The organism is Bacillus cereus group sp. TH152-1LC (assembly GCF_027710505.1).
Lineage (GTDB): Bacteria > Bacillota > Bacilli > Bacillales > Bacillaceae_G > Bacillus_A > Bacillus_A mobilis.
Genome location: NZ_JAQFNK010000003.1, coordinates 83,106 through 108,372, shown reverse-complemented (window position 1 = coordinate 108,372; position 25,267 = coordinate 83,106). Strand labels below are relative to the sequence as shown.

Here is a 25,267-nt window from a genome sequence, read left to right as displayed (position 1 = left end):
GGATTATTCGCGAAGGGGAGGTTGAAAACGTGAGTTCTGTAGCAAAAAAACAGGGGATGGGTGCTGTCATATGGGATTATTTAACGACAGTAGACCATAAAAAGATTGCCATTCTCTATTTAATTGCAGGTGGATTGTTTTTTGTAATAGGCGGAATAGAAGCTCTATTTATTCGCCTTCAATTAGCGATTCCTAACAACGCTTTTCTTGTTGGGGATGCTTATAATCAAGTATTAACGATGCACGGTACAACAATGATTTTCCTCGCAGCTATGCCACTCGTGTTTGCATTTATGAACGCCGCTGTACCACTTCAAATTGGTGCACGCGATGTAGCGTTCCCGTTTTTGAATTCACTCGGATTTTGGTTATTTTTCTTTGGTGGAGTATTTTTAAATTTAAGTTGGTTTTTAGGTGGAGCACCTGATGCAGGATGGACATCTTATGCATCTTTAGCTTTAGCCTCTAAAGGCCATGGTGTTGATTTTTATGTACTCGGATTGCAAATCTCCGGTATTGGTACATTAATTGGAGGTATTAACTTCCTTGTAACCATTATTAATATGCGTGCGCCAGGAATGACGTATATGCGCATGCCGATGTTTACATGGACGACATTTGTAACATCTTCGCTAATATTATTCGCTTTTCCGCCGTTAACTGTAGGATTAGGACTTTTAATGTTAGATCGTTTATTTGGAACAAGTTTCTTTAATCCAGCATTGGGCGGGAATACAATTATATGGGAGCATTTATTCTGGATTTTCGGTCATCCAGAAGTATACATTCTTATACTCCCAGCTTTCGGAATATTCTCAGAAATCTTCGCGACATTTTCGAAAAAGCGATTATTTGGTTATTCATCGATGGTGTTTGCGACAGTATTAATTGGATTTTTAGGATTTATGGTATGGGCGCATCATATGTTTACTGTTGGGCTTGGTCCAGTTGCAAATGCTATTTTCTCAGTTGCAACAATGGCGATCGCGGTTCCGACCGGTATCAAAATATTCAACTGGCTCTTTACAATGTGGGGCGGAAGTATTCGTTTTACGACACCGATGATGTGGGCAGTAGCTTTCATTCCATCATTCGTAATGGGTGGAGTTACAGGTGTTATGCTAGCATCTGCACCAGCTGATTATCAATTTCATGATAACTATTTCGTAGTAGCACACTTTCATTATGTAATCGTTGGTGGTGTTGTATTTGGTTTACTTGCAGGGGCTCATTATTATTGGCCACTGATGTTTAATAAAGTGTTGAATGAAACGTTAGGGAAGATAACGTTTTGGCTATTCTTTATCGGTTTCCATTTAACGTTCTTTATTCAGCATTTCCTAGGGTTAATTGGTATGCCACGTCGTTACTACACATATCTTGAAGGGCAAGGATTGGAAATGGGGAATATGATCAGTTCTATTGGAGCGGTGTTTATGGCTCTTGGAACGATTGTTCTTCTATTCAATGTAATTAAAACAACAGTATCAAAAGAAAAAGCTGGTCGTGATCCATGGGATGCACGTACATTAGAATGGACAATGCCAGCACCTACACCGGAATATAACTTTAAACAATTGCCATTTGTTCGCGGATTAGATCCGTTTTGGATTGAAAAACGTGAAGGGAATAAAGAGATGACAGCGGCGGAACCAGTTGGTGATATTCATATGCCAAATCCATCGTTTTCACCATTTATTATTTCTTTAGGATTGTTTATAGCGGCATTCGGTGCAATGTATATGCAGGGCGGAAAAGATAAGTTTTGGTTATTAGTAGCAATTATTGGTTTAATCATTACCTTTGGAACGATGTTCCTACGTTCAGTAATCGATGATCATGGATATCATATTCATAAGGAAGATTTAGAAGATAAGGGGGGCAAGGCATAATGCATGTAGATGAAAAATTAACGAATGAAACATTTCCAGCAGAGCCTGAAAAAGCAACCCTTGAGGGAAAAAATAAGTTTGTCGGTTTTTGGTTATTTCTTGGAGGCGAAACAGTATTGTTCGCTTCCTTGTTTGGCACATATTTAGCGTTAAAGAATTCTACAAATGGTGGACCAACATCTCAAGAGATGTTCCAAATGCCACTCGTTTTCATTATGACGATGCTTTTATTAACGAGTAGCTTAACGAGCGTATATGCGATGTATCATATGAAAAACTTTAACTTTAAGAAAATGCAACTTTGGCTACTAGTAACAGTGTTGCTCGGTTTAGGATTTTTAGGGTTTGAGATATATGAGTTTTATCATTATACGCATGAATTTAAGCATACTATGAGAAGTAGTGCGTTTGGTTCCGCGTTTTATGCTCTTGTTGGTACGCATGGACTCCACGTATTGTTTGGATTGTGTTGGATTTTAACATTAATCTTTAGAAATGCGAAGAGAGGGCTAAATTTATACAATGCGCCTAAGTTTTATGTTGCATCGATTTATTGGCACTTTATTGACGTAGTTTGGGTGTTTATTTTCACTGTAGTATATTTAATGGGAATGGTGGGATAAACAATGGCGATAAAGCAAACGAATAATCCTAAAGTTGATCTTGTTTATCGGAAGAGAAAAAGTGCGGAGGAAATGAAACATCAAGTTATTACGTTTGCATTAATGATTTTTTTAACATTAGTTGCATTCGCAGCAGTAGCATATCCGAAAACTTTTAGTCCGACTTTCTCAGTACCATTTATATTACTATTAGCAGTGGTACAAGTAATTTTTCAATTGTATTATTTTATGCATATGAGTCATAAAGGCCATGAAGCGGCAAGTTTCTTTCTTTATTCTGGTCTGTTAATTGGGTTAATTACAATTTTAGCTTTTATGACAATTGTGTGGATTTGAAAAGTGAAAAATAAGGGAGCTTGTGTTGTCACAGCTCCCTCTTCATATTATGTGAAAGGGTAACCTTAAGAAGGTGGGTGTGACAATGAGTAACTTGTGGATATTTGGTTTTCAAGCTCTATGGAGTCCAATTTTTTTATTATTTATGCTTTCGATTCTTATTGGGTACTTTTTAATTATTGGGCCATATAGAACACGATTTGAAAATGCGACGAAGGTAAGTAAGAAGCAAATTTTTTATTTTACGACTGGGATTGTTCTTGTGTACTTTGTAAAGGGCGGGCCTATTGATTTAATTGGTCATATTATATTTAGTGCACATATGTTTGAAATGGCAGTCATGTATATTGCAGTTCCGCCGTTATTATTGCTTGGTATACCGGTTTGGTTATATCGTTATATTACTTCTTTTAAGTTCGTTCAAATTATATTAAAGATATTTGCTAAGCCACTTATTGCATTGTTTGTATTTAATGGCCTGTTTTCTTTTTATCATTTACCAGTTGTTTTTGATACAGTAAAACAAAGTCAAATTGCTCATCCTATTTGTCTCGCTATATTGTTCTTTACGGCAATCATGATGTGGTGGCCGATGCTAAATCCATTACCAGAATATCAAACGTTAAGTGATATAAAGAAACTTGGTTATATGTTTGCTAACGGTATATTATTAACGCCAGCTTGCGCGTTAATCATTTTTGCGACTGCACCGTTATTCGCAACGTATACGGATCCGGCTGCTTGGATGAAGGCGATGGAACTTTGTGTACCAGCGGGAACTTTATCAGATTTAAATATAACGGGACCAGAATTTTTGCACTGGATGCCAGTCGTACAAGACCAACAAACAGGCGGCATCATTATGAAAATTGTCCAGGAAATAGTGTATGGTACAATTATCGGCTATGTATTTTTTCGGTGGGCGGGTCGAGAGCGTGAAAAGGATAAAGAGCAGTTGCAACAATTGCCACCGTATTTACAAACGAAATAAAAGTGAGTGCATCCTATTGATGCACTCACTTTTATTTTATTCAATGATTTGGAACTCTTTTAACTCTTTTTCGACATTTTGTAGGAGTTGTTCGCTTTTTTGAAGTACATTCGTTGGGAAATTTTCACCATCACCGTACTCAACGCCGTGAGGATAATAATGTTTTCCTAATAAGGGAGGAAGTAGCTTTACTTCAGCGTGTCTACTACCAATGTCACCTTCAACAGCAAAACCTTGTACACGCAAATAATAAATGTCGTTTAATATTTCGAATTTATAATCGTATGTAACCCGCTCATAATCCCATTGTCCAGCAAGTACAAAATGGTTCTTTTCCATAATCTCTGTTAATAGTGTTAAATCAACGACTGCCCCATTAAATTTCGTATTTGTAAATTGCATATAATACCTCCTCTTTTCATGTTATATCATTATTTTTATAATAGTATGAATAATAAGAAAGCGCAATTCATATTGAGAGAAAAGGGATAATCCAGACTTTTTTTGCGAAAATATGATATAGTGAAAAGAGTACGGTACACACAAAAAAAGGAAAGAAAAGGATTTGTGTATATCTCAATTTTATGTTTTGTGCAGGAGGTATATCGATTGAAGAAATTATTGCGTATCGTAATGATTACATTTTTAATTTTAGCTATTGATTTATACGGGAAATTACTCGTTTCACAATATATATTAACCCCATCTCAATCAAAGCAAGAAAATAAAATTGTGAAAAAGAAAAAACAAGTAAATGAAGAATCTTCCGATACTGTTTTAAATATGATTGGTGGGGACTCTGAAAATTTATTAGCAAAATGGGGCGAACCATCTCGAATAGAGCCATCTGCTTACGGATATGAATGGTGGGTATACAATCAAGATTTAACTCAGTATGTGCAATTTGGGGTTGCGGAACGAAAAGTTGTAACGGCGTATGTTGCGGGAGAGCAAGTTAAGGTGCCGCCTTATTATATAAATGAAAAGTATGAAGAAGTGTATAAAAAGAATCCACTCTCGCATGAGATTTCGTTAAAAAGAGGGAAAAATAGTTATCAATTTGAGTTATCTGACACGGAAGTGATGGAACAACCATTAATACCTGTAGAAGATGGCTGGGCACAATTATATTTTGATCATTTTACACATGAGCTTGTTGGTGTTCGTTATATGGATGATGAAACATTATTACGCCAAAGACCGTATCAGCTTGTTTATTCAGGTGAATTACTAGCTGAACAACCATTGACTCCAGATAAAATGAAACAAATAGAGAATGGGAATATGCAACAAATTTTTGATTTAACAAATATTATTCGAAGTCGCCATAAGTTACCGTTGTTAGCTTGGGATCAACAAACAGCAGATGTGGCTATAGGGCATAGTAAAGATATGAAGGATAATAATTACTTTTCACACGATTCACCTACACAAGGCACGTTAGGAGATCGTTTACAGCGCGGGAAAGTAGGGTTTCAACTTGCTGGTGAAAACATAGCGGCGCAACATAGTGATGGAATTGCGGCGGTGCAAGGTTGGTTAAATAGTGAAGGGCATAGAAAGAATGTATTAAATGAACAATTTACAGGATTAGGTGTTGGGGTATACGATAAGTTTTATACACAAAACTTTATTCGAAAATAAAGTGAAGTTTTAAGTTGTGTAGGGACACCTCACGTTTAAGTACTTCGTATTTACTGAATTGTAGGTGGGAATCTTACCGTATGCAAATAGCAGGATAAAAAGGTGCATGAATCGTCTAAAAATAGGCGAACCATGTGCCTTTTTTTTCTTACTATATAGTAGATATACATGAAGAGGTGAGGATTATGCCAACAACAAAAGGACCGTTACATCCATCGGTTCAACAGTTTAAAGAGTTTGTAAACCATCACCCTAAAATGGTTCATGAGGTTAGAAGTGGTCATAAAACTTGGCAACAGTTTTATGAAGAATGGTACTTACTTGGTGAAGAAGATCCGATATGGGCGACGTTTAGACCTGATGGAGCACCAGCTTTTTCTTCAGTAAAAGAAAATAAACAAGAAAAAGAAAAAGAAAAAGATAATCGAACTGAAGAGGAAAAAACTGCTGATGTGATGGGACAAATGCTTTCTTTCTTTAAAAAGCTAGATGTGGAACAAATGCAACACCATTTAGCTAATGTGACGAGTGCTATTGGTAGTGTGCAACAAGTTTTTCAACAATTTCAAGGGAAGCCCGCGCGGCAAGAAGAAAGTACTTCCGAAAATAATCCATTTTTCTTTCAGAAGGATTAGGGGGAAAGCGGATGAGAGCAGAAATTATGGAGTTTATAAAGGCTGATGAGGATTTATCTCGCTATATTAGGGAGCAACCATACTGGTATAGAAAACTAACGCGAAACCCTGAAGAAAAAGAGGCATTTGAGTTAGCAGCTATGCAACATTTCAAAAAAACGATACCAGATAAAGTGGAGAAATTTCAAAATCAATTGGCAGTTGCTTCCATTATGATCGATATGTTTCAGTATATGAAGCAGCAAAATACAACATAATTGGAAGGGAAAACTATGTCCGTCATGCAGAACTTTTGATACAATAGAAGCGGATTATTTAAAAAGGAGTTGCAGCATGAGCATGACGGAAATTTGTTTAGTACGACATGGACAAACTGATTGGAATTTTCAAGAGATTATTCAGGGGCGTGAAGATATTCCACTTAATGAAGTGGGAAAGAAGCAAGCAAGTCAAAGTGCAGTTGCTTTGCAAGCGGAAGCATGGGATGTAATTATAAGTAGCCCATTAATTAGAGCGCACGAAACAGCTAAGGAAATTGCAGGGGCTACAGGATTGCAATCAATTTTATTAGATGAGCGATTTGTTGAACGTAATTTTGGTGAAGCTTCAGGGAAGCCGGTTGCGACTGTTAGGGAGCTAATTGCAGAAGGTAAAGTAGAAGGTATGGAGCAAGATGAAGAGATTGTGACTCGTTGCTTTGCTGCTGTAAAAGATGTTGCGGAAACTCATTCTGGCAAACGTATTATCATTGTAGCTCATTCACATGCGATAAAAGCAATTTTACATGCAATTGCACCGGAAGATATTTCATTTAAGACACCATTAAAAAATGCATGTATTAGTTATGTGAAAGAAAATAGTGGGCAATGGGATGTTCTGAAATATAATATTGCGGAACATATTAATGTATAAGTATGTGCTAGAATTGTATGGAAAATAGTTAGAGTAATATCTTTCTGTTTAGTGAGACACTTCAATTAGTAGTTCTATTCTAAATGTGGTATGATGAATATTCGGAGGTGTCTCTCATGATTGTAGCGACGCTGGAAAGCGTATTGATATTAGATAAGGCAGAGCAGCTTGCAAAAGCGATCATCTGTTCAGATATAGCAGAAGATTATCGTAAGTGTTATAAAGAATTGCATGAAGATATGGAAGTTCAGACGTTAATTCAGCAATTTACAGCGATGAAAGAACGATATGAAGAAGTGCAACGTTTCGGTAAATATCATCCTGATTATACTTTCGTTTCGACGAAAATGAGGGAGTTAAAGCGTTCTGTAGATTTACATGATAAGATTGCAGCTTTTAAACGAGTAGAAACAGCTTTGCAAAAGTTGTTAGATGAAGTTAGTGTCGCAATCGGTTCTGAGGTATCTTCTTCCATCAAAGTTCCAACAGGAAATCCATTTTTTGATGCTGGTGGCTGTGGTGGCGGTTGTGGTACCGGCGGAGGTTGTGGTTGTAAAACGGGGTAAATCACCCCGTTTTTTAGAAGATAGAAGAAAACGTATACAGAGTTTGTCCTATAATGTCATAAATTTCTGATTGGTTTTCATAAAATATAAAATATATGTTTTTAAAAGGAGAAGATGGAGAAGATTATGTTCGGGCAACGACAAAGTATGATTGTTTATTTACATTCATTGAAACATGCCAAGATTTTAAGGAAATATGGTAACATACATTACATATCAAAACGCTTAAAATACGCAGTAGTATATTGTGATATGGAACAAATTGAGCATATGATGCAAAAGTTGAACAAACTTCCTTTTGTGAAAAAGATAGAACCGTCGTACCGCCCGTATTTAAAAACGGAGTTTGAAAATTCACGTCCTGATCGGGCAAAAGAATACGATTATAGCTAATAAAAAATCCCCTGCTAATTTTAGCGGGGGATTTTTTATTTGAAATCAAGTGTTATTTCATTGGAGGAATGAAATTATTCATTCGTAAAATACCAATTAAATGATTGAAGAACAGTTCTTTTTCTGGGAAAGTTGTGGATGGTTTTACTGTAAAGGTAGTTACTTTTTTTCCTAGTTGTTCTGCTGTTTCTTCAAATAAAATGACGCGCTTACTTTTTTTATTTTCAAGTACAGGAATGCCTTCACGACATATGTATAATGGTTGGAAATCACCAGTAGTAGTCGGCTTTAATATTACAACAAGTGAGCACACTTTTTTTTCATTTTTAATCGTTTCAAATTGTAACATATGTGTTATACGTTCTTGATTTGATTTGGCAATTTCAAGTAATTCATATAAATCAGAGTAGCCTTCTCCGAGTTCTATAAAGCGTTGAATCATATTTTTTCCTCCTCTTTCTTTTACTTACTGTACCATCTCATTTTTTAAATGAAAAGTAGACAAAGAAAAAAAACCCTGCAAAGCAGGGCCCTTCTTATACTAGCTTGTACTAGTAAGAAGGCAAAGGGAGAGGAGAAACCGGAGGAAGAACTTATGGGGAAACGTAAGTCTTCTCCGCGGTTGGCAACAACATCGAAGGTGATGTTGTTATAATTATTTATGTCCAATCTAAATGAAGATATACATCATGAAATTAAATTTTATGTTTGGCTTTTTATTTTTCTTTTTTTTATTTTATGATAGGATAAAAAAGGTAAAGTGAAATGAATAGTTCGTGTTAGCGAATAGTGAGATGAATACATAAAAATGCTGAGCGGTTATTTTAAGTTAAGTTCTTCTAGTGTTCGTTGAAAGATGAATGGAATCGTATAGTTTGGTAGCGGTTACCGAATGGAGGAAGGCTTTCTATAGTTGCTCGATAGATTGAAATAAAGGTAGTGACAACAGATGAGAGTAGTTTCAGGAAAATGTAAAGGGCATCCACTTAAAGCGGTGCCAGGTAATACAACACGTCCAACGACAGATAAAGTAAAAGAATCAATTTTTAATATGATAGGTCCTTATTTTGATGGCGGTACCGCTCTTGATTTATTTGGCGGTAGTGGTGGTCTTGGAATCGAGGCTATAAGTAGAGGGATTGATAAAGCAATCTTTGTTGATCGAGATAACAAAGCGATAAAGGTAATCCATCAAAATTTAGAAAGTTGTCGCATACAGGAACAAGCTGAAGTATATCGAAATGATGCAGAACGTGCGGTAAAGGCTCTTATAAAACGTGAAATATCATTCGATCTTATATTAATTGATCCTCCATATAAAGATCAAAAAATTGTATCTTTAATTAGTGTGATGGATCAACATGGATTGTTACATAGAGATGGATTAATTATGTCAGAGCATGGTAATGATGTGGTTTTACCTGATTCTATAGGGAGACTTGTGAAAGTAAGAGCTGAAAATTATGGGATTACGGCAATATCGATTTATAAGTATGAAGGTGAGGGGACGGAATGACTAGTATAGCTATTTCTTCGGGAAGTTTTGATCCAATTACCCTTGGGCATCTGGATATTATTAAAAGGGGAGCAAAAGTATTTGATGAGGTATACGTAGTAGTTTTAAACAACTCGTCAAAAAAACCGTTTTTTTCAGTTGAAGAGCGTTTAGATTTAATTCGAGAAGCAACAAAGGATATCCCGAATGTAAAGGTAGATTCACATAGTGGACTATTAGTGGAGTATGCGAAAATGCGTAATGCAAACGCGATTTTACGTGGGTTACGAGCGGTTTCTGATTTTGAATATGAGATGCAAATTACTTCTATGAATCGAAAATTAGATGAAAATATTGAAACTTTTTTTATTATGACAAACAATCAATATTCATTTTTAAGCTCGAGCATTGTGAAAGAAGTTGCGAGATATGGCGGAAGCGTAGTGGATCTTGTACCTCCTGTTGTAGAACGTGCTTTAAAAGAAAAGTTTCAAACCCCGTTAAAGTGAACGGGGTTTTTCTTTGTTACTACGAAAAAATAATAAGATAACATATACATATAAACAAAATAATGTGAATATCGGTCCATAGTGCACAAAAGATGTCCAAATTTCATGCAATATAGAAGAATGATTTGGTAAAAATACGGGGATATCTTGTTGCATAGGTGAAAAAGAGGTTACTTTTTCATAAAATGGTTTCCAAAATATAAAAGTGAAAATAGGAGCAAGAATACTTTGAATAATTCGCGCGAAAAAATAAGGCTTAAATCGGATGTCTGTTTCAGCTAATATGCTAGCAACTTGTGCCTGAATAGAAAGGCCGCTAAATGCTAAAATAAAGCTAGTTACCATAGCTTGCTGCAAGAGGGGTGTTTCATTTACTTGACTAATCATTTGGCTTCCGAGTGTCATTTCAAAAATGCCTGATAATATCGGAATGCTAAATTCTGTAGTTAGTTGGAAGAATGATAAAATATGTTGCATAATAAAAGAAAGTGCTGCTGTAATATGAAATACAGTAATCATTTTATTTAAAACAGAGAATAAAATAATAAATCCACCAATCATAAGTAACGTTTGAATAGAAGAAACGATAGCGTCCCCAAGTAATTTTCCTATTGGTCTTTTTTCTTGTATGCGTGTCTCGTGTAGGATTGAAAAAGGGTTTTGAAAAGGACGTTTTTTAGTAGTATGTTTATCATTCGTGGAAACGTTGCTATTGCCGTAAAAACGCATCAATAACCCGACAGCAAAGTTACTTAAATAATGTGCAGCAGCTAATACGATTCCTAATTTCGGATTATTGAAAAAACCGATAGAAACAGCTCCAAAAATAAAGAGTGGATTAGATGAGTTTGTAAAAGATACGAGGCGCTCTGCTTCGATTTGTGTTAGCTGATTACTTTTACGCAGTCTAGCGCTTAATTTGGCGCCAGCAGGGAATCCTGAAGCCATTCCCATTGCCCAAACAAATCCACCTATCCCTGGAACGCGAAAAAGTGGTCGCATGAGTGGTTCTAATATAACACCTATAAATTTTACAACACCAATACTAATTAGAAGTTCCGCAATGATGAAAAACGGTAAAAGTGAAGGGAATACAACTTCCCACCATATATTTAACCCTCGAATGGAAGCTTGCAAAGCAGCTTGGGGGTGGAGTACAAGAGAAAAGGTTAAAAACAATGTTGATATGGTAAGGAAAGCCGTTTTCCATTTTTCATACATGTAAATAAATCCCCCTTTGTCCCAAAAAACGTTCATTTCAGTATACGTGGATACGTGGTGAATTTAGACCATAAGTATGAAAAAAGGAATGAAAAAAATTAAAGGGTGAGAAAAATGAAAGAACCGAAAATAGGTTTAGCTCTCGGATCTGGTGGCGCAAAAGGGTTTGCTCACATTGGTGTTATAAAAGTTTTAAGGGAAAATGGTATACCGATTCATATGATTGCAGGAAGTAGTATGGGGGCTTTAGTAGGTACATTTTATGCAGCTAGCTCAAACGTTGAAAGGCTGTATAAACTGGCAAATGTTTTTAAGAGGAAATATTATTTAGATTTTACGGTTCCGAAAATGGGATTTATTGCTGGAAAACGTGTCAAAGATATGATTAAAATGTTTACATATAATAAAAATTTAGAAGAGTTAGATATCCCGACGGCTGTTGTGGCTACTGACATCTTGAAGGGGGAAAAAGTAGTTTTTACAAGTGGTCCTGTTGCAGAGGCGGTAAGAGCTAGCATATCTGTACCTGGAGTGTTTGTACCAGAAAAAATAGATGGACGATTATTGGTGGATGGCGGAGTGATTGATCGCATTCCAGTATCGGTTGTGAAAGAGTTAGGTGCCGATATTGTTATTGCTGTTGATGTATCCCCGATTAAAGTGAATGGAGAGGTTACGTCTATTTATGATGTAATTATGCAGAGTATTGAAATTATGCAACATGAGCTTGTGATGAATCGGCAAATTGCATCGGATTTAATGATGCGACCAGCTGTAGAACAATTTAGTTCACGTGCTTTTACAAATATTGAAGACATTATTCGAGTTGGAGAAGTAGAAGCGGAAAAACATGTTGCAAATATTTTTTTATTAATTGAGCAATGGAAGGAGAAACATAATGTTTAAGCGTTTTCGGTTTATATATGCAATTTTAATAGGGGTTATATTGGCGATGTTACTGGTTTACGTACGTTTACCGTATTATGTAACAAAACCAGGAATGGCGGCCAAATTAGAGCCTTACGTTCAAGTTGAGGGTGGAACGAAAGAATCCGGTGATTTTATGCTTGTTACGGTTTCAATGGGACCAGCAAATGTGGTGAATTTAATAGCGGCACAGTTTAATAAATATACACATATTTCGAAAGCAGAAGAAATATTGCAAAAAGGTGAAAGTGATGAAGAATATCAATTTCGCCAAAATTATGCGATGAAAGATTCGCAAAATGCAGCAATTTATAATGCTTATAAACGTGCAAATCGTACTGTTTCTTTTGAAAATAAAGGTGTATTGGTTGCTGGTGTAGCGAAAGGGATGCCGTCAGAAGGAAAGCTTAAACTTGGAGATGTCATCGTAGCTGTCGACGGAAAAACATTTGAAAAGACGGAGCAATTTATTGAATATATGACAGGGAAAAAAGAAGGAGATACAGTAAATATTGAGTACAAGAGGAATGGAAAACAGTTAAAAGAAGATCTAAATGCAAAGACCATCCAAAATGGAAATGGACGCGTTGGTATAGGGGTTTCTATCGTTACAGAAAGAGAATTAGTGGTAGATCCGAAAGTGAAAATTGATTCTCATGAAATAGGTGGACCATCGGCGGGCCTAATGTTTACATTAGAAATATATAATCAACTTGTGGAAGATGATTTAACAAGAGGGCATGAAATAGCTGGAACAGGGACGATTAATGAAAAGGGAGAAATTGGCCCGATTGGTGGTATTCAGCAAAAAGTGGTAGCTGCAAGTGATGCTGGTGCTGAAGTGTTCTTTGCGCCAAATGAAAAAGATGCGGAGAAATCGAATTACAAAGATGCACTTGAGGCTGCGAAAGATATTAAAACAAAAATGAAAGTTGTGCCAGTGGATACGCTGGATGATGCATTAATGTATTTGGAAAAAATGGGCGAGAAAAAATAAACCTCTCTGAAAAAGAGAGGTTTTTTATAGAAATTTTGCAGTTGTTTCATCATAACGAATTGGATGGTGTGTTGCATCTTGTTTTAGTAGTTGTGTTCGTAATGGTTCTTGCATGATGGAGTAATATACAGAATTGGCTTTTCGCTCTATGCGTAAAGTAGGATGATCAAATGTTTTTGTATGGGTAAGGATGGGAAGTTCTATTTTTTTCTTGTTTTTTGAAAGGTAAGTTTGTCCTTTTTGTGACATGCCTAGTAGACGAATGTACGGTGCATGCTGCTCTATATTTGCTCTATGTATTTCTTCTTTTGTTGTATTTGTTAAAATGTGTGTACAAGCTCTTTGTAATCTAGTCCATGTATAACGCTTCGTTTTTAATGCTTCCATGAATGAATGGAAGGAGGAACTGGTTTGTATTTTTGATAAAATACGATGCTCTAAACCTTCCTCTATTTCATATATATGTCGTAAGTCCTCTGAAGACATCGTCATGAGTTTGTATTTAAAAAATGAAAAGTACTGTTCCCAATTATGTAAAATCCCGTAGTTTTGTTTGTAACTGGCTAAAAGAGAAGCGGTCGCTTTTGGGATAAAAGGCTCAATTTCTGTAAAAGAACTATTGTCGCTAAAAAGTTGTTTGCGAATACTAGTTGCGCTTGCAATATGTTGATCGCTAAATGTTTCATCATGATAATGAGATGCGAATCTTTTTATCGTTTGTGCTTGCATAGAACTATTTTGTAAGCAAATTGATTTCATGTATTGGAATCCTAATATGTTATTCGGTTGTGACATGTCTATGTTTTTTTCAGAAGATAAAATGTGTAGGAAAGCTTCAGATGTAGCTTTTGCGTAACTATTACCTGCATTCATGAATTGCTTTACAAGACGATTGAAAGTCTCTTCTTCCTTTTTTTGCACAGAAATGGTGTTATAAAAATTTTCGATTTGTCCATCTTCGCTACCAAAACAAATTTCAGAAACGTGTAGGGCGTTTAAAATGGAAATAGCGCCATTTGCAAAGGTTTCAGCCTTTTGTGTTGAAAAGGCATACGGAAGCTCTACAACAAGGTCTACGCCGCATGATAAGGCCATTTTGGTGCGATACCATTTGGATAGGAGTGCGGGCTCACCACGCTGTAAAAAAGGGCCACTCATAACGGCGATTGTAATATCAGAGTGTGTTAACTTTTTTGTTTGTTGCACATGATAATCATGACCGTTATGAAAAGGGTTATATTCAACAACAATACCACTGGCTTTTATGGTAATCTCTCCTTTCGATGTAGCATCTTTTTGAAAAACGTGATACTCTATATAATATTTACTATGATGACTTCATTATAGTGTAAAGAAAAAACATTGACAAATATAAAATGGCTAGCTATAATTTTGTTTGTTGCCTTGAGGTGATAGGATATGAAATGGTCCATCCATCAATTGAATAAATTGAGAAATAAAGGATTGACATTGGATGAGATGGTAGATGTAAGTGAGCTACAAGAGGTCGAGAAAGATATTCGTGAAATTAATCCTGTTCATGTAACAGGAAGAGTTGATTTTGGCTCCGGTAAGTTTACGTTCCATCTACATATAACTGGAAGCATGGTTTTACCATGTTCTCGCTCTTTAGTAGATGTGACATTACCATTTGACATTAAAACAACTGAGGTGTTCCAAACTTCACAAGAAGAATTTGAAACTGAAGCTGAAATTCATTGTTTAGAAGGAGAAGTACTTGACTTACTGCCCGTAATCAAGGAAAATATACTTTTGGAGATTCCAATGCAAATTTTCAGTGATGATGTTTCTGGTGGAGCACCGATGCAAGGTCAAGACTGGCAAGTGATTTCGGAAGAAAACAAAGAAAAGACTGTTGATCCACGATTAGCAGGACTTGCAAAGTTTTTTGACAAATAATCGGAAGACTGGTTTAGGCCTTCATATGAAAATAACTATTTCTTTTAAGGAGGTGGGAAGAATGGCTGTACCTTTTAGAAGAACTTCTAAAACAGTAAAAAGAAAGCGTCGTACGCATTTCAAATTATCAGTACCTGGTATGGTAGAGTGCCCAAGCTGTGGTGAAGCGAAATTAGCTCACCGTGTATGTAAAGCATGCGGTACTTACAAAGGTAAAGAAGTAATCAGCAAGTAATTGCGGGAAATAAACGTAGAAGATATCTTCTGCGTTTATTTTTTTTTTTTTTTTTTGTCTTATTCTTCATTTGTTGTATTCTATCTTTTCTAGTAACTGCATATGTTTAATAAAAAATGCATAGGGAGGACTAGAGAAATGGCGACAACAAGACAAGATGCTTGGACTGATGATGAAGATTTGCTTCTGGCAGAAGTAGTACTCCGGCATATTCAAGAAGGTGGAACGCAATTATCTGCCTTTAAAGAAGTGGGAAGACATTTATCTCGTACACCAGCAGCATGTGGCTTTAGATGGAATTCTTACGTTAGAAAGCAATACAAAGAACGTATCGAAGAAGCAAAGCAACTACGTAAAGTAGAAAATTATGAAGTGAAAGAGACGAAGGTATTAGAGCCCACGTCAATTACGTTGAATGATGTTATTGATTTCTTGCAAAATTATAAAGATGAAAACTCCTTAATGGTGTTGCAACAGCAAATTGAATCGTTACAAACAGAGAGAGAGAGTCTTTTGGAGCGATTATCAGTATATGAGGAAGAATATAGAACATTGCTTGATTATATTGATCAAAAAAGAAGTGTAATGGTAGCAGAAAGAAATAGCGCTCGTTCGAATGGGAAATTAGAAAAGTTAAAGAAATAAAAAAACAGCTGCTATGTAGCTGTTTTTTTATTTCTTATGCAGACTCTTCATTTGTAACCGTATTCAAATTTGTTTCTGGGTTCCAAACATAAAAATCACCATCAGGTACTGATACAGGCTGGAAATTTAATTTATCCCAAAAACCAGCTGAATGGATACGTGCGATCGTTTTAATTGGGAACTGTAGCCCCTTCGCATAATTTACAAGCATTTCTCCGAATCCTTGTTTTTGGAAAGTTGGTAACACTTCAAGTTTATAGAGTTCTAGGTAAGTACCTGTAATTTCGAATGGTTCCCCGCCGTTTCTTTTCATATATAGACTCATACGTGCAATTAATGATCCGCCATAATAAATACCGTAAAATGGAGATTCACTATCGTTTTCAATAATGTTTGCCTGTAATTCTTCTAACATGGATAGTTCTTGAGCTCCGCAACCTTTAAATTTTTTAAATTCGTCTAATGTTTTATAATTGATGAGCAAACGCTCAACTTTTGGGAATCCCATAACATCACATCCTTTTCTTGTCTCGTTGAATGCAGAAAAGTAAAAATATTTATAATAATATTATAACTCATTTTTTTAATTTTATGAAGATGATAGTATATTTCTTTTATTATTTTTTTGAGGATTTGCTAAACTAAGAGTAGAAGCATATTAATAGGTAGTATATACATATTGAAAGAAGAGGTTGCATTTGTTTGTCAAAGAGAAATGAAATTGTAAACTGTATTCATGGAATTGAGAAAGATAAAGTGAAACTGTAATCGGTGGGATTTGTTCACCTGTAGTTAATTATGATTCCGTACCAATCGGGTGTTTGCGGGATAAAAAGGGGAGGGAAAAGGGACTTGTGTATCGTATTTATATGAGTTCCTTGAGTGAAAATGAAAATCGGAGTTGTGGGACCAGGAGCTATCGGTCTGTTATACGCATTTTATTTACAAAAAAGTAATCAAGATGTTACGTTGTTTACAAGGACAGCTAAACAGGCTGATGAATTGAATATAACGGGTGTAACTTGTATGAGGGAGAGAAAACGCGAAACGGTATTTCCACCTGTTTTGCCAATAGAAAGTATGCTAGACCAGAAGCTAGACTATATATTTATTGCTGTTAAGCAATATCATATAACTGACATACTGCCTTTTGTACGAGGGGAATCCTCATTAATCTTGTTGCAAAACGGAATGTCGCATCTTCATGCTATGCAGAAAATTGGGAATGAAAATATTGCAGTTGGGATTGTAGAGCATGGTGCGAAAAAAGAAGAAAGGCATACTGTTTATCATACGGGGATAGGTGTAACGAAGTTTGGAATCGTGCACGGCCAGTCTATACATTTTGAAAAAATATTAAATTGCTTTCCTTTTCCTCATTTTCCGATTCAAATAGAAGATGATTGGAAGGATGTCATGCACAAAAAATTAGTAGTCAATGTATGTATCAATCCATTGACAGCATTATTACAAGTCCAGAACGGAGAGTTGATTACGAACCCGTTTTTTTATCGATTGATGGAGCAAGTATTTCAGGAAGTCGTTTTTCTCGTTAAAGAAGAAAAAGAAACGGTATGGGAAATGGTACGCCACGTATGCGAAAGAACGTCTCATAATACATCATCTATGCTGGCAGATGTAAGGGCGAATAGACAAACGGAAATTGGTGCGATTGTTGGATATGTATTAGAGGAAGCTAAGAAACAGCAACGATCCGTTCCGACACTTCAATTTCTGTTCGATGCAATAAAAGGATTAGAAGTAAAAGAATAAGTGTAATTCTTTGCTTTTACGTGCAACATTGACTACAATGTGGATTGGTGAGAGAACAGGATACGAAAGGAAGAATTATATGGAGATAAAAGAAATCTCTGTTCCGCAACAAGGTGTTGTAGCGGACTATATGAACGGTAAAAAAGAGATACAGTCGTGTTTTGACTATATGTTAACAGAAGATGCTTTTAAACAGCGTGTACATGATTTGCGTGAGAGGGAGTTTTTCCGCCAAGATTTAGTAGCGCATTTATTAGAATATAATACAAAATTACAAGCGGGAGAAGCTACGATTCAAAATGTAAAAGCGCTTGGAGATGAAAATACATATGTTGTTATAGCTGGACAACAAGCTGGGTTATTAACTGGACCACTTTATACGATTCATAAAATCATTTCAGTTTTACAGCTTGCGAGGGAAAAGGAAGAAAGTTTAGGTGTTAAAGTTGTTCCTGTTTTCTGGATTGCTGGTGAAGATCATGATATGGATGAAATTAATCATACTTTTGTAACGAAGAATAAAAAAATAAAAAAGACTATTTTTCATGATCGTAATCCGAAAAAGGCGAGTGCTTCAGAGTCTGAGCTTTCTTTGGAAGACTGTAGACAGTGGATTGAAGAAATTTTCAAAACATACCCTGAAACGAATTTTACAAAAGATGTACTGCAATTTATTGATGATTCTTTGGGGAAATCGAATACGTATGTAGATTTCTTTGGCCATCTTATTATGAAAATGTTCGTGAATTCTGGTTTAATTCTTGTCGATTCGCATCATCCTGAATTAAGAAAATTAGAAGTGCCGTTTTTCAAACAAATTATAGGTAAGTATAAAGAAATGCAAGAGGGACTTCATAACCAACAGGAAATAATTAAAGAATTAGGATATAAACCGATTATTGAAACAAAGTATAATGCAGTGCATATATTCATGGAAATTGATAATGAGCGAGTATTACTTGAAGATGATCAAGGGAAGTTTGTTGGGAAGGATGGTGCGTATTCCTTTTCGTATGAGGAATTGATGGAAGAGATGGAGAGAAGCCCGGAACGATTTAGTAATAATGTTGTGACGCGCCCTCTTATGCAAGAGTATCTATTTCCTACACTGGCGTTTATTGGAGGGCCAGGGGAATTAGCTTACTGGAGTGAATTACAACAAGTCTTCCATACTATCGGTTTCCGAATGCCACCTGTCGTTCCGCGTATTACAATCACTTATATAGAGAGGGATATAGCGACAGATGTACACGATTTACAATTGCAAGAGAGTGACCCGTTTTTAAATAAAGTAGATACGCTGCGTGAAAACTGGTTATCTAATCAAATAGAGGAATCGATAGATGATCGATTTGTAGAGGCGAAAAAAGAAATAATTGATATCCATACGTCATTACAACAGTTTGTGAAGAAAATAGATCCTGGATTAAGTGCGTTTGCGGGGAAAAATGAATTCAAAATTAATGAACAAATTGAACTGTTGGAAAGAATGTTGAAAAGAAATGTTGAGAAAAAACATGAAGTGCAGCTAAATAAATTCCGGCGCATACAATTTGCACTTCGTCCATTAGGGGCGCCGCAAGAGCGTGTGTGGAATGTATGTTACTATTTAAATCAATTCGGTTTGGATTTTGTTGATCGTGTAATGGAAAACACGTTTTCTTGGGACGGAAAACATCATGTTATAAAACTATAGAATCTTGCTCTTAGGAGCAGGATTTTATTTTTGTTCTGTTGAATTTACTGTGAAGTGAAATTTTTCTGAATTATTAATTTAAAAACTGTAGATATCGTAATTATGCAGGATACTTAAATATATGACAAAATAGCACAAAATGTAAACGTATTATTATCTTTTTCGACAGTTTTTTATTTAAATTCCCGCAAAAGATGATAAAATTTAGTATATAATAAAAGAAATTAGCGATTTGTATAGTATGTTGCCTTTGTAGGCAAGTTAAATGAGTCGTTCTTTCATAGTATTTCGTTCTCTAATCGTGAAATGTACGTTTAGGGGAGGAGATGCATTCAACATAATTAATTGGAAAAAGAGTAGGTGCAACAATGTTTAAACACGTAACAGTGCTTTTAAAGGAAACAGTAGACGGCTTAGATATAAAGCCAGGTGGTACATATGTAGATTGTACACTGGGGGGAGGAGGACATAGTTCTTATTTATTGTCCCAATTAACTGAAGGCGGAAAGTTAATCGCGTTTGATCAAGATGAGATAGCGATTCAAAATGCGAAAGAAAAATTCTCTTCATACGGTGAGCAGTTCATAACAGTAAAAAGCAATTTCCGTTATTTATCTGAAAAACTACAGGAATTAGGCATAACAGAAGTAGACGGTATTTTATTTGATTTAGGTGTTTCATCCCCGCAATTAGATACACCAGAGCGTGGCTTTAGTTATCATCATGATGCACCGTTAGATATGCGAATGGATCAAGATGCCCCATTAACAGCATATGATGTTGTAAATAGCTGGTCATATGAACAACTTGTAAGAATTTTCTTCCAGTATGGTGAAGAGAAATTTTCAAAACAAATAGCAAGGAAAATTGAAGCGTATCGTGAGAATAAAGCTATTGAAACGACAGGAGAATTAGTAGAACTAATTAAAGAGGGTATTCCAGCTCCTGCTCGTAGAACGGGTGGACATCCTGCGAAGCGAGTGTTCCAAGCGATCCGTATTGCTGTAAATGATGAATTGAAAGTATTTGAAGAAGCGTTGGAATCTGCAATTGAGATGGTCAAGCCAGGTGGAAGGGTTAGTGTTATCACATTCCATTCTTTAGAAGACCGTATTTGTAAAACGACGTTTAAGCGAAATAGTACAACGCCACAATTGCCACCAGGATTACCAATTATTCCTGATGAATTTAAGCCGAAATTAAAGCTTATTACAAGAAAACCGATTTTACCTTCTGATATAGAGTTAGAAGAAAATAATCGAGCGCGTTCTGCGAAATTGAGAATCGCTGAAAAACGATAAAAAGGGGAGAGAGGTATGAGTAACTTAGCTGTAAAGTACAAACAACAAGCGCAAGAAGAGGTACAGATTCAAACGCCCCCACAGCATAAGGTTCAGCCAAAAGCTAAAGCGAAGATTACAAGAATCGAAAAACTGTTGTATGTAGCATTTATTGGCTTTTTATTGTATGCCTGTGTAGCGTTTATTGGAAATAAAGCAGGCCTTTATCAAGTTAATGTAGAAGCAGCGACGATAGAACAAAAAATTGTACAGCAGCAAAAAGAAAATCAAGAATTACAGGCTGAAGTAGAGAAGTTAAGTCGCTATGAACGAATCGCTGAAGTTGCAAAAAAACACGGGCTAGAAATTAATGCGAATAATGTGAAGGGCCTAAAATAAGGCAATAGGTGTGAAGGGAAAATGAAGAGAAATATGACTAAATTTCATACCAATAAGGGAGCAGGGTATTTTATGATTTTATTCCTCCTGCTCTTTTTGCTATTATTAGGCCGATTTTTTTACATACAAGCAACAGGAACAGTGCATAATCAGGATTTGGACAAACTCGCTCAGCAAAAACATAGTAAAACAGGAGTTCTCGAAGCAAATCGAGGAACGATTTATGACCAAAATGGTCATGTGTTAGCGCAAGACGCAAACTCGTATAAACTTGTAGCGGAATTAAAAGGTGCGAATCAGGTTGAGAATAAAGAGGATACGGCAAAGAAAATTGCGGAAGTGCTCGGAAAAGATGCAGATAAGATTTTAGCTACTTTAAATAAAAAAGATAGAAGCCAAGTCGAATTTGGAACGCTAGGTAAAGATTTGACGAAAGAACAGAAGGAACAAATAGAAGCATTGAAATTGCCAGGCATATCCTTTATTACTGAAAATGCAAGAGTGTATCCGAATGGTGATTTTGCATCTTATGTTATTGGTCATGCTAAACCGAATGATGAGGGAACTTCGGTAGGACAATTTGGTTTAGAAAAAAGTTTAGATAAGTATTTAAGTGCTTCTAACGGAAAAGTAGCTTATACGGGCGATCGTAAAGGTGTGTCTCTTGACGGCGGGAAAGTGAATGTAGAGGCACCTAAAAACGGTGATAACGCGTATTTAACGATAGATCAACGTATTCAAAGTTATTTAGAAGATGCGATGAAAGCTGCGAGTAAGCATTATGAACCAGAAAGCTTAATAGGAATTGTTGCGGATCCAAAAACAGGGAAAATATTAGGAATGTCTAGTAAACCTAGTTATGATCCAAATAGTCGTCAAATTAAATATTTTTTCAATGACGCAATTGCAAATGCATTTGAACCTGGATCAACAATGAAAATTTTCACGCTAGCGGCAGCTATTAATGAAGGTGTGTATAAAGGGCAAGATTATTATCAGTCTGGTACATATCAAGTCGGAAACCGAAAAATAAAAGATCATAACGGCGGCGCTGGATGGGGATCTATCACATTCGATGAAGGGGTAGAGCGCTCTTCCAACGTAGCGTTTGCAATTTTAGGGGACCAAAAACTTGGCCCAGAACGATTCCGAAAATATATTCATAGTTTTGGATTAGATGAAAAAACGAATATTGATTTACCTGGTGAAGGTTCAAATACAATTGTATTCGATCAGCAAATACAGCAAGTAACAACAGCTTTTGGACAAGGTTCTACTGTAACACCAATTCAGCTTGTACAAGCTGCAACTGCTATTGCAAATGATGGGAAAATGATGAAACCTTATACAGTTGATAAAATTGTAAATCCAATAACAGGCGAAGTAAAATTAGAACATAAGCCAGAAGAAGTGGGAAAACCTGTTACAAAAGAAACAGCAGCGCAAGTAAGACAGTTATTAGAACGTGTTGTTACATCGCCGAAAGGAACAGGAACGGCTTATAAAGTCGATGGTTATTCAGTTGGTGGTAAAACAGGAACAGCGCAAATTCCGGATGGAAAAGGTGGCTATATGACAGGAAGAGAGAATTATATATTCTCGTTCTTAGGTATGGCACCTATGGATGATCCGCAACTTGTTGTATATGTAGCTGTTAAACAACCGAAATTGAAAGATGATGAGAGTGGCGCACAACCTTTAGCTGATATTTTTAAATATGTAACGAAGAATAGTTTAGAGTATTTAAAGATTAAGCCTAATGAAGTGAAAGATCCGAAGAAATATGTGAAAGAGCAGCAAACAGCTGTTCCAGATGTAACCGGAAAAACGATGGAAGAAGCGAAAAAAGCTATTGATAAAGCAAAACTTCGTCCAATCGTATTAGGTGAAGGGAAAGTACAGCAACAAGTACCGAAAGCGACTGAACAAACATTGAAGGGTGACCGAGTCTTCTTAGTAGGAGATAAACCTACAATGCCAAATATACAGGGCTGGGCACTGCGTGATGTTATGAATTTAGCGAAAACATTAAAGCTTAACCTAAAACCTACTGGTACCGGATACGTAACTGAACAAAGTGTGGCAGAAGGAACATTGTTGCAACCTGGTACAGAGTTAGGTGTAACACTTGTACCGCCACTTGAACCACAACAAGAAGCAGAAAAACCGTCATAGTAAAAGAGAAGAAGTTCTAATTAAATAAGTACAAGCATATATTGGAACAAGCTAGGCGTAAGGGAGGCTTGTTCCAATATGCGTGTATCAAATGTAACGGTTAGAAAACGACTTATTTTTATACTCATATCAGGTATACTTATTTTCACTATCATCGATATTCGTCTTGGATATGTGCAATTTTTTCTTGGCAATATGTTAACGGATCGTGCGAAAGATTCATGGAGTCGTAATATTACTTTTGAACCTGAACGTGGGAAAATTTTAGACCGAAATGGTGTGGAACTTGCTACGAATAAAAGTGCTCCAACTGTCTTTGTTGTACCGAGGCAAATTGAAAAACCAGCAGAGACTGCAGAGAAGTTAGCTGCAGTATTAGGTGTGGAAAAAGATGAGATTTATAAGAGGATTACGAAAAAAGAATCAATTGTAAGGTTAGATAAAGGCGGAAGGAAAATATCACATGATAAAGCGAAAGAGGTACGAGGATTAAGTTTGAAAGGTGTTTATATCGCAGAAGACTCTATCCGGTACTATCCATTTGGAAACTTTTTATCACATGTATTAGGGTTTGCAGGTAGTGATAACCAAGGTCTTATGGGACTAGAAAAATATTATGATAAAGAGCTAAATGGTGATGAAGGTCATGTGCGTTTCTTTGCAGATGCAAAAGGACAAAGGATGCCTAATGTTGGCGATGATTTCAAAAAACCAGAAGCTGGTTTGAATTTAGGTTTAACAATTGATGCACGTATTAATAGAATTATGGAAAGAGAAATGAATATTGCAGAGTCGACTTATAACCCAGATGGTATGATTGCGATTGCAATGAATCCAAAAAATGGTGAAATTTTAGGTATGTCGAGTCGGCCGAGCTTTGATCCAGCAGATTTTCAAAGTGTTTCTCCAGAAGTGTATAATAGAAATTTACCAGTATGGAGTACGTATGAGCCTGGTTCAACATTTAAGATCATTACGTTAGCAGCAGCCTTAAATGAAAATCTAGTAGACTTAGAGAAAGATACGTTTTATGATGATGGAGCAGCTGAAGTGGGTGGAGCTAGATTGAAATGCTGGAAAGCAGGAGGCCATGGTAGCCAAACGTTTTTAGAAGTAGTTCAAAACTCTTGTAACCCAGGATTTATTGAACTTGGTGATCGTCTTGGCAAAGACCGATTGTTTAAATACATTCGTAATTTCGGCTTTGGACAGAAAACGGGAATTGATTTGCAAGGTGAAGGTAGTGGGATTTTATTTAATTTAGATAAAGTTGGTCCGGTCGAGCAAGCAACTACTTCATTTGGTCAAGGAGTTTCTGTAACACCAATTCAACAAGTAGCAGCAGTAGCAGCGGCTGTAAATGGTGGGACATTGTATCAACCGTATATAGCTAAGGAATTTATTGATCCGAAAAATAATCAAGTTGTAAGTAAAAAGACACCTGTGGAAAAAAGAAAAGTTATTTCCAAGGAAACTTCAGAAAAAGTTCGGTATGCATTAGAGAATGTTGTAGCGAAGGGATCTGGTAAAGGTGCTTTCATTGATGGGTATCGTGTAGGTGGAAAAACAGGTACGGCCCAAAAGGTGAAAGATGGTAAATATTTAGAGAATAATTATATAGTATCTTTTATCGGTTTTGCTCCAGCAGATGATCCGGAAATTGTTGTCTATGTTGCTGTTGATAATCCGAAAGGTGTAACGCAATTTGGTGGAGTAGTAGCAGCTCCAATTGTTGGGAATATTCTTCGGGATGCACTTCCTGTTATGGGAGTGAAACCGAGAAAAGAACAAGTTGAGAGGGAATACAAATGGGGCGATACACCAAATGTGGAAGTTCCGAATTTAGTTGGTATGAAAAAGAAAGACTTACAGACACAACTCGTCGATTTGAAGCTTGATATAAGTGGAGACGGAGAGAAAGTAATTAAACAATCCCCAGAAGCAGGAGCTAAAGTGAAAGAAGGCTCAAAAATTAGAATTTACTTCGGGAATTAAAGGTAACC

At 36.2% G+C, this 25,267-nt stretch carries 28 protein-coding genes; 23 read left to right on the top strand and 5 right to left on the bottom strand.

Annotated elements, in window-relative coordinates:
- Positions 1-56 precede the first annotated feature (56 nt).
- From ctaD to ctaG, 4 genes are all read left to right on the top strand, one after another.
- Positions 57-1,892 carry a cytochrome c oxidase subunit I gene (ctaD, locus tag PDL00_RS10220; RefSeq protein WP_170955056.1) on the top strand — a complete coding sequence of 612 codons (1,836 nt, stop codon included), beginning with the start codon at positions 57-59 and terminating at the stop codon, positions 1,890-1,892.
- Positions 1,892-2,515: a cytochrome c oxidase subunit III gene (gene ctaE / locus PDL00_RS10215; RefSeq protein ID WP_000557861.1), complete on the top strand. Its 624-nt coding sequence runs from the start codon at positions 1,892-1,894 to the stop codon at positions 2,513-2,515. Before ctaD ends, ctaE begins: the two co-directional genes overlap by 1 nt.
- Before the next feature lie 3 nt (positions 2,516-2,518).
- Positions 2,519-2,851 (top strand): cytochrome c oxidase subunit IVB, encoded by a 333-nt coding sequence (gene ctaF / locus PDL00_RS10210; protein ID WP_000985699.1) that lies wholly within the window; start codon positions 2,519-2,521, stop codon positions 2,849-2,851.
- An 85-nt stretch (positions 2,852-2,936) separates the two neighbouring features.
- Complete coding sequence (gene ctaG, locus PDL00_RS10205; RefSeq protein WP_270728926.1) at positions 2,937-3,842, top strand: cytochrome c oxidase assembly factor CtaG; 906 nt, start codon at positions 2,937-2,939, stop codon at positions 3,840-3,842.
- A 36-nt stretch (positions 3,843-3,878) separates the two neighbouring features.
- Here ctaG and PDL00_RS10200 read toward each other — a convergent pair whose 3' ends face one another.
- The gene (locus PDL00_RS10200) at positions 3,879-4,244 is read right to left on the bottom strand and encodes a YugN family protein (RefSeq protein ID WP_242256307.1); all 366 of its coding nucleotides are present in this window, start codon (positions 4,242-4,244) and stop codon (positions 3,879-3,881) included.
- Positions 4,245-4,451: 207 nt separating this feature from the next.
- Between PDL00_RS10200 and PDL00_RS10195 the strand changes: the two genes are divergently transcribed.
- The 6 genes from PDL00_RS10195 (at position 4,452) to PDL00_RS10170 (ending at position 7,992) form a co-directional block, all read left to right on the top strand.
- Positions 4,452-5,486 (top strand): CAP domain-containing protein, encoded by a 1,035-nt coding sequence (locus PDL00_RS10195; RefSeq protein ID WP_242256309.1) that lies wholly within the window; start codon positions 4,452-4,454, stop codon positions 5,484-5,486.
- Positions 5,487-5,671: 185 nt separating this feature from the next.
- Positions 5,672-6,121 carry a YlbD family protein gene (locus PDL00_RS10190; protein ID WP_001143337.1) on the top strand — a complete coding sequence of 150 codons (450 nt, stop codon included), beginning with the start codon at positions 5,672-5,674 and terminating at the stop codon, positions 6,119-6,121.
- A gap of 11 nt (positions 6,122-6,132) precedes the next feature.
- Positions 6,133-6,378, top strand: a complete 246-nt coding sequence (locus PDL00_RS10185) for a YlbE-like family protein (RefSeq protein ID WP_001200991.1) — start codon at positions 6,133-6,135, stop codon at positions 6,376-6,378.
- A gap of 82 nt (positions 6,379-6,460) precedes the next feature.
- Positions 6,461-7,033: a histidine phosphatase family protein gene (locus PDL00_RS10180; protein ID WP_242256320.1), complete on the top strand. Its 573-nt coding sequence runs from the start codon at positions 6,461-6,463 to the stop codon at positions 7,031-7,033.
- A gap of 116 nt (positions 7,034-7,149) precedes the next feature.
- Positions 7,150-7,599: a YlbF family regulator gene (locus PDL00_RS10175; RefSeq protein ID WP_166701979.1), complete on the top strand. Its 450-nt coding sequence runs from the start codon at positions 7,150-7,152 to the stop codon at positions 7,597-7,599.
- 126 nt (positions 7,600-7,725) lie between these two features.
- Entirely contained in the window at positions 7,726-7,992 is a 267-nt protein-coding gene (locus PDL00_RS10170) for a YlbG family protein (protein WP_061678315.1), read from the top strand.
- 52 nt (positions 7,993-8,044) lie between these two features.
- Here PDL00_RS10170 and PDL00_RS10165 read toward each other — a convergent pair whose 3' ends face one another.
- Positions 8,045-8,434 (bottom strand): DUF7147 family protein, encoded by a 390-nt coding sequence (locus PDL00_RS10165; RefSeq protein ID WP_000616014.1) that lies wholly within the window; start codon positions 8,432-8,434, stop codon positions 8,045-8,047.
- A gap of 507 nt (positions 8,435-8,941) precedes the next feature.
- On the opposite strand from PDL00_RS10165, the gene rsmD reads away from it, so the two are divergent.
- A complete protein-coding gene (rsmD, locus tag PDL00_RS10160) occupies positions 8,942-9,508 on the top strand; it encodes a 16S rRNA (guanine(966)-N(2))-methyltransferase RsmD (RefSeq protein WP_073516240.1) in 567 nt (188 codons plus the stop codon).
- Positions 9,505-9,996 carry a pantetheine-phosphate adenylyltransferase gene (gene coaD, locus PDL00_RS10155; protein ID WP_000200598.1) on the top strand — a complete coding sequence of 164 codons (492 nt, stop codon included), beginning with the start codon at positions 9,505-9,507 and terminating at the stop codon, positions 9,994-9,996. The genes rsmD and coaD overlap by 4 nt, the downstream gene beginning before the upstream one ends.
- On the opposite strand, the gene ylbJ is transcribed toward coaD, so the two are convergent.
- On the bottom strand, positions 9,988-11,217 hold the full coding sequence (gene ylbJ, locus PDL00_RS10150) for a sporulation integral membrane protein YlbJ (RefSeq protein WP_242256311.1): 1,230 nt from the start codon (positions 11,215-11,217) through the stop codon (positions 9,988-9,990). The genes coaD and ylbJ overlap by 9 nt on opposite strands.
- Positions 11,218-11,331: 114 nt before the next feature.
- Here ylbJ and PDL00_RS10145 point away from each other — a divergent pair, with 114 nt between their 5' ends.
- A complete protein-coding gene (locus tag PDL00_RS10145) occupies positions 11,332-12,123 on the top strand; it encodes a patatin-like phospholipase family protein (RefSeq protein ID WP_061678258.1) in 792 nt (263 codons plus the stop codon).
- Positions 12,116-13,141: a SepM family pheromone-processing serine protease gene (locus PDL00_RS10140; protein ID WP_270728914.1), complete on the top strand. Its 1,026-nt coding sequence runs from the start codon at positions 12,116-12,118 to the stop codon at positions 13,139-13,141. The genes PDL00_RS10145 and PDL00_RS10140 overlap by 8 nt, the downstream gene beginning before the upstream one ends.
- Positions 13,142-13,165: 24 nt before the next feature.
- Here the strand turns inward: PDL00_RS10140 and PDL00_RS10135 are convergent, their stop codons facing one another.
- Complete coding sequence (locus PDL00_RS10135; protein WP_270729191.1) at positions 13,166-14,407, bottom strand: nucleotidyltransferase; 1,242 nt, start codon at positions 14,405-14,407, stop codon at positions 13,166-13,168.
- Between the two features lie 153 nt (positions 14,408-14,560).
- Between PDL00_RS10135 and PDL00_RS10130 the strand changes: the two genes are divergently transcribed.
- From PDL00_RS10130 to PDL00_RS10120, 3 genes are all read left to right on the top strand, one after another.
- Positions 14,561-15,061, top strand: a complete 501-nt coding sequence (locus PDL00_RS10130) for a YceD family protein (protein ID WP_061678255.1) — start codon at positions 14,561-14,563, stop codon at positions 15,059-15,061.
- A gap of 61 nt (positions 15,062-15,122) precedes the next feature.
- Positions 15,123-15,296, top strand: a complete 174-nt coding sequence (gene rpmF, locus PDL00_RS10125) for a 50S ribosomal protein L32 (protein ID WP_001984764.1) — start codon at positions 15,123-15,125, stop codon at positions 15,294-15,296.
- Positions 15,297-15,434: 138 nt separating this feature from the next.
- Entirely contained in the window at positions 15,435-15,941 is a 507-nt protein-coding gene (locus tag PDL00_RS10120; protein WP_061678254.1) for an RsfA family transcriptional regulator, read from the top strand.
- A 34-nt stretch (positions 15,942-15,975) separates the two neighbouring features.
- On the opposite strand, the gene PDL00_RS10115 is transcribed toward PDL00_RS10120, so the two are convergent.
- Positions 15,976-16,449, bottom strand: a complete 474-nt coding sequence (locus PDL00_RS10115) for an N-acetyltransferase (protein ID WP_000506704.1) — start codon at positions 16,447-16,449, stop codon at positions 15,976-15,978.
- A gap of 374 nt (positions 16,450-16,823) precedes the next feature.
- Between PDL00_RS10115 and panE the strand changes: the two genes are divergently transcribed.
- From panE to PDL00_RS10085, 6 genes are all read left to right on the top strand, one after another.
- Positions 16,824-17,714, top strand: coding sequence for a 2-dehydropantoate 2-reductase (gene panE / locus PDL00_RS10110; RefSeq protein WP_270728911.1), 891 nt, complete (start codon positions 16,824-16,826; stop codon positions 17,712-17,714).
- A 79-nt stretch (positions 17,715-17,793) separates the two neighbouring features.
- Complete coding sequence (gene bshC / locus PDL00_RS10105) at positions 17,794-19,410, top strand: bacillithiol biosynthesis cysteine-adding enzyme BshC (RefSeq protein ID WP_270728909.1); 1,617 nt, start codon at positions 17,794-17,796, stop codon at positions 19,408-19,410.
- Between the two features lie 368 nt (positions 19,411-19,778).
- Positions 19,779-20,711: a 16S rRNA (cytosine(1402)-N(4))-methyltransferase RsmH gene (rsmH, locus tag PDL00_RS10100; protein WP_242252978.1), complete on the top strand. Its 933-nt coding sequence runs from the start codon at positions 19,779-19,781 to the stop codon at positions 20,709-20,711.
- Between the two features lie 15 nt (positions 20,712-20,726).
- A complete protein-coding gene (ftsL, locus tag PDL00_RS10095) occupies positions 20,727-21,089 on the top strand; it encodes a cell division protein FtsL (RefSeq protein ID WP_242252988.1) in 363 nt (120 codons plus the stop codon).
- Between the two features lie 21 nt (positions 21,090-21,110).
- Positions 21,111-23,264 (top strand): penicillin-binding protein, encoded by a 2,154-nt coding sequence (locus tag PDL00_RS10090; RefSeq protein ID WP_442868322.1) that lies wholly within the window; start codon positions 21,111-21,113, stop codon positions 23,262-23,264.
- Between the two features lie 78 nt (positions 23,265-23,342).
- Positions 23,343-25,259, top strand: a complete 1,917-nt coding sequence (locus PDL00_RS10085) for a stage V sporulation protein D (RefSeq protein WP_270728904.1) — start codon at positions 23,343-23,345, stop codon at positions 25,257-25,259.
- Positions 25,260-25,267: the final 8 nt, after the last annotated feature.

Bases quoted from the DNA above. Each gene is read 5' to 3' on its own strand.
- ctaG (WP_270728926.1), top strand. From the start codon at position 2,937: ATGAGTAACTTGTGGATATTTGGTTTTCAAGCTCTATGGAGTCCAATT.
- bshC (WP_270728909.1), top strand. From the start codon at position 17,794: ATGGAGATAAAAGAAATCTCTGTTCCGCAACAAGGTGTTGTAGCGGAC.
- rsmD (WP_073516240.1), top strand. From the start codon at position 8,942: ATGAGAGTAGTTTCAGGAAAATGTAAAGGGCATCCACTTAAAGCGGTG.
- PDL00_RS10085 (WP_270728904.1), top strand. From the start codon at position 23,343: ATGCGTGTATCAAATGTAACGGTTAGAAAACGACTTATTTTTATACTC.
- PDL00_RS10185 (WP_001200991.1), top strand. From the start codon at position 6,133: ATGAGAGCAGAAATTATGGAGTTTATAAAGGCTGATGAGGATTTATCT.
- coaD (WP_000200598.1), top strand. From the start codon at position 9,505: ATGACTAGTATAGCTATTTCTTCGGGAAGTTTTGATCCAATTACCCTT.
- PDL00_RS10145 (WP_061678258.1), top strand. From the start codon at position 11,332: ATGAAAGAACCGAAAATAGGTTTAGCTCTCGGATCTGGTGGCGCAAAA.
- rsmH (WP_242252978.1), top strand. From the start codon at position 19,779: ATGTTTAAACACGTAACAGTGCTTTTAAAGGAAACAGTAGACGGCTTA.
- PDL00_RS10115 (WP_000506704.1), bottom strand. From the start codon at position 16,449: ATGGGATTCCCAAAAGTTGAGCGTTTGCTCATCAATTATAAAACATTA.
- PDL00_RS10165 (WP_000616014.1), bottom strand. From the start codon at position 8,434: ATGATTCAACGCTTTATAGAACTCGGAGAAGGCTACTCTGATTTATAT.
- PDL00_RS10120 (WP_061678254.1), top strand. From the start codon at position 15,435: ATGGCGACAACAAGACAAGATGCTTGGACTGATGATGAAGATTTGCTT.
- ctaF (WP_000985699.1), top strand. From the start codon at position 2,519: ATGGCGATAAAGCAAACGAATAATCCTAAAGTTGATCTTGTTTATCGG.
- ftsL (WP_242252988.1), top strand. From the start codon at position 20,727: ATGAGTAACTTAGCTGTAAAGTACAAACAACAAGCGCAAGAAGAGGTA.
- PDL00_RS10090 (WP_442868322.1), top strand. From the start codon at position 21,111: ATGAAGAGAAATATGACTAAATTTCATACCAATAAGGGAGCAGGGTAT.
- ctaD (WP_170955056.1), top strand. From the start codon at position 57: ATGGGTGCTGTCATATGGGATTATTTAACGACAGTAGACCATAAAAAG.
- rpmF (WP_001984764.1), top strand. From the start codon at position 15,123: ATGGCTGTACCTTTTAGAAGAACTTCTAAAACAGTAAAAAGAAAGCGT.
- PDL00_RS10170 (WP_061678315.1), top strand. From the start codon at position 7,726: ATGTTCGGGCAACGACAAAGTATGATTGTTTATTTACATTCATTGAAA.
- PDL00_RS10180 (WP_242256320.1), top strand. From the start codon at position 6,461: ATGACGGAAATTTGTTTAGTACGACATGGACAAACTGATTGGAATTTT.
- PDL00_RS10175 (WP_166701979.1), top strand. From the start codon at position 7,150: ATGATTGTAGCGACGCTGGAAAGCGTATTGATATTAGATAAGGCAGAG.
- PDL00_RS10200 (WP_242256307.1), bottom strand. From the start codon at position 4,244: ATGCAATTTACAAATACGAAATTTAATGGGGCAGTCGTTGATTTAACA.
- ylbJ (WP_242256311.1), bottom strand. From the start codon at position 11,217: ATGTATGAAAAATGGAAAACGGCTTTCCTTACCATATCAACATTGTTT.
- ctaE (WP_000557861.1), top strand. From the start codon at position 1,892: ATGCATGTAGATGAAAAATTAACGAATGAAACATTTCCAGCAGAGCCT.
- PDL00_RS10140 (WP_270728914.1), top strand. From the start codon at position 12,116: ATGTTTAAGCGTTTTCGGTTTATATATGCAATTTTAATAGGGGTTATA.
- PDL00_RS10190 (WP_001143337.1), top strand. From the start codon at position 5,672: ATGCCAACAACAAAAGGACCGTTACATCCATCGGTTCAACAGTTTAAA.
- PDL00_RS10130 (WP_061678255.1), top strand. From the start codon at position 14,561: ATGAAATGGTCCATCCATCAATTGAATAAATTGAGAAATAAAGGATTG.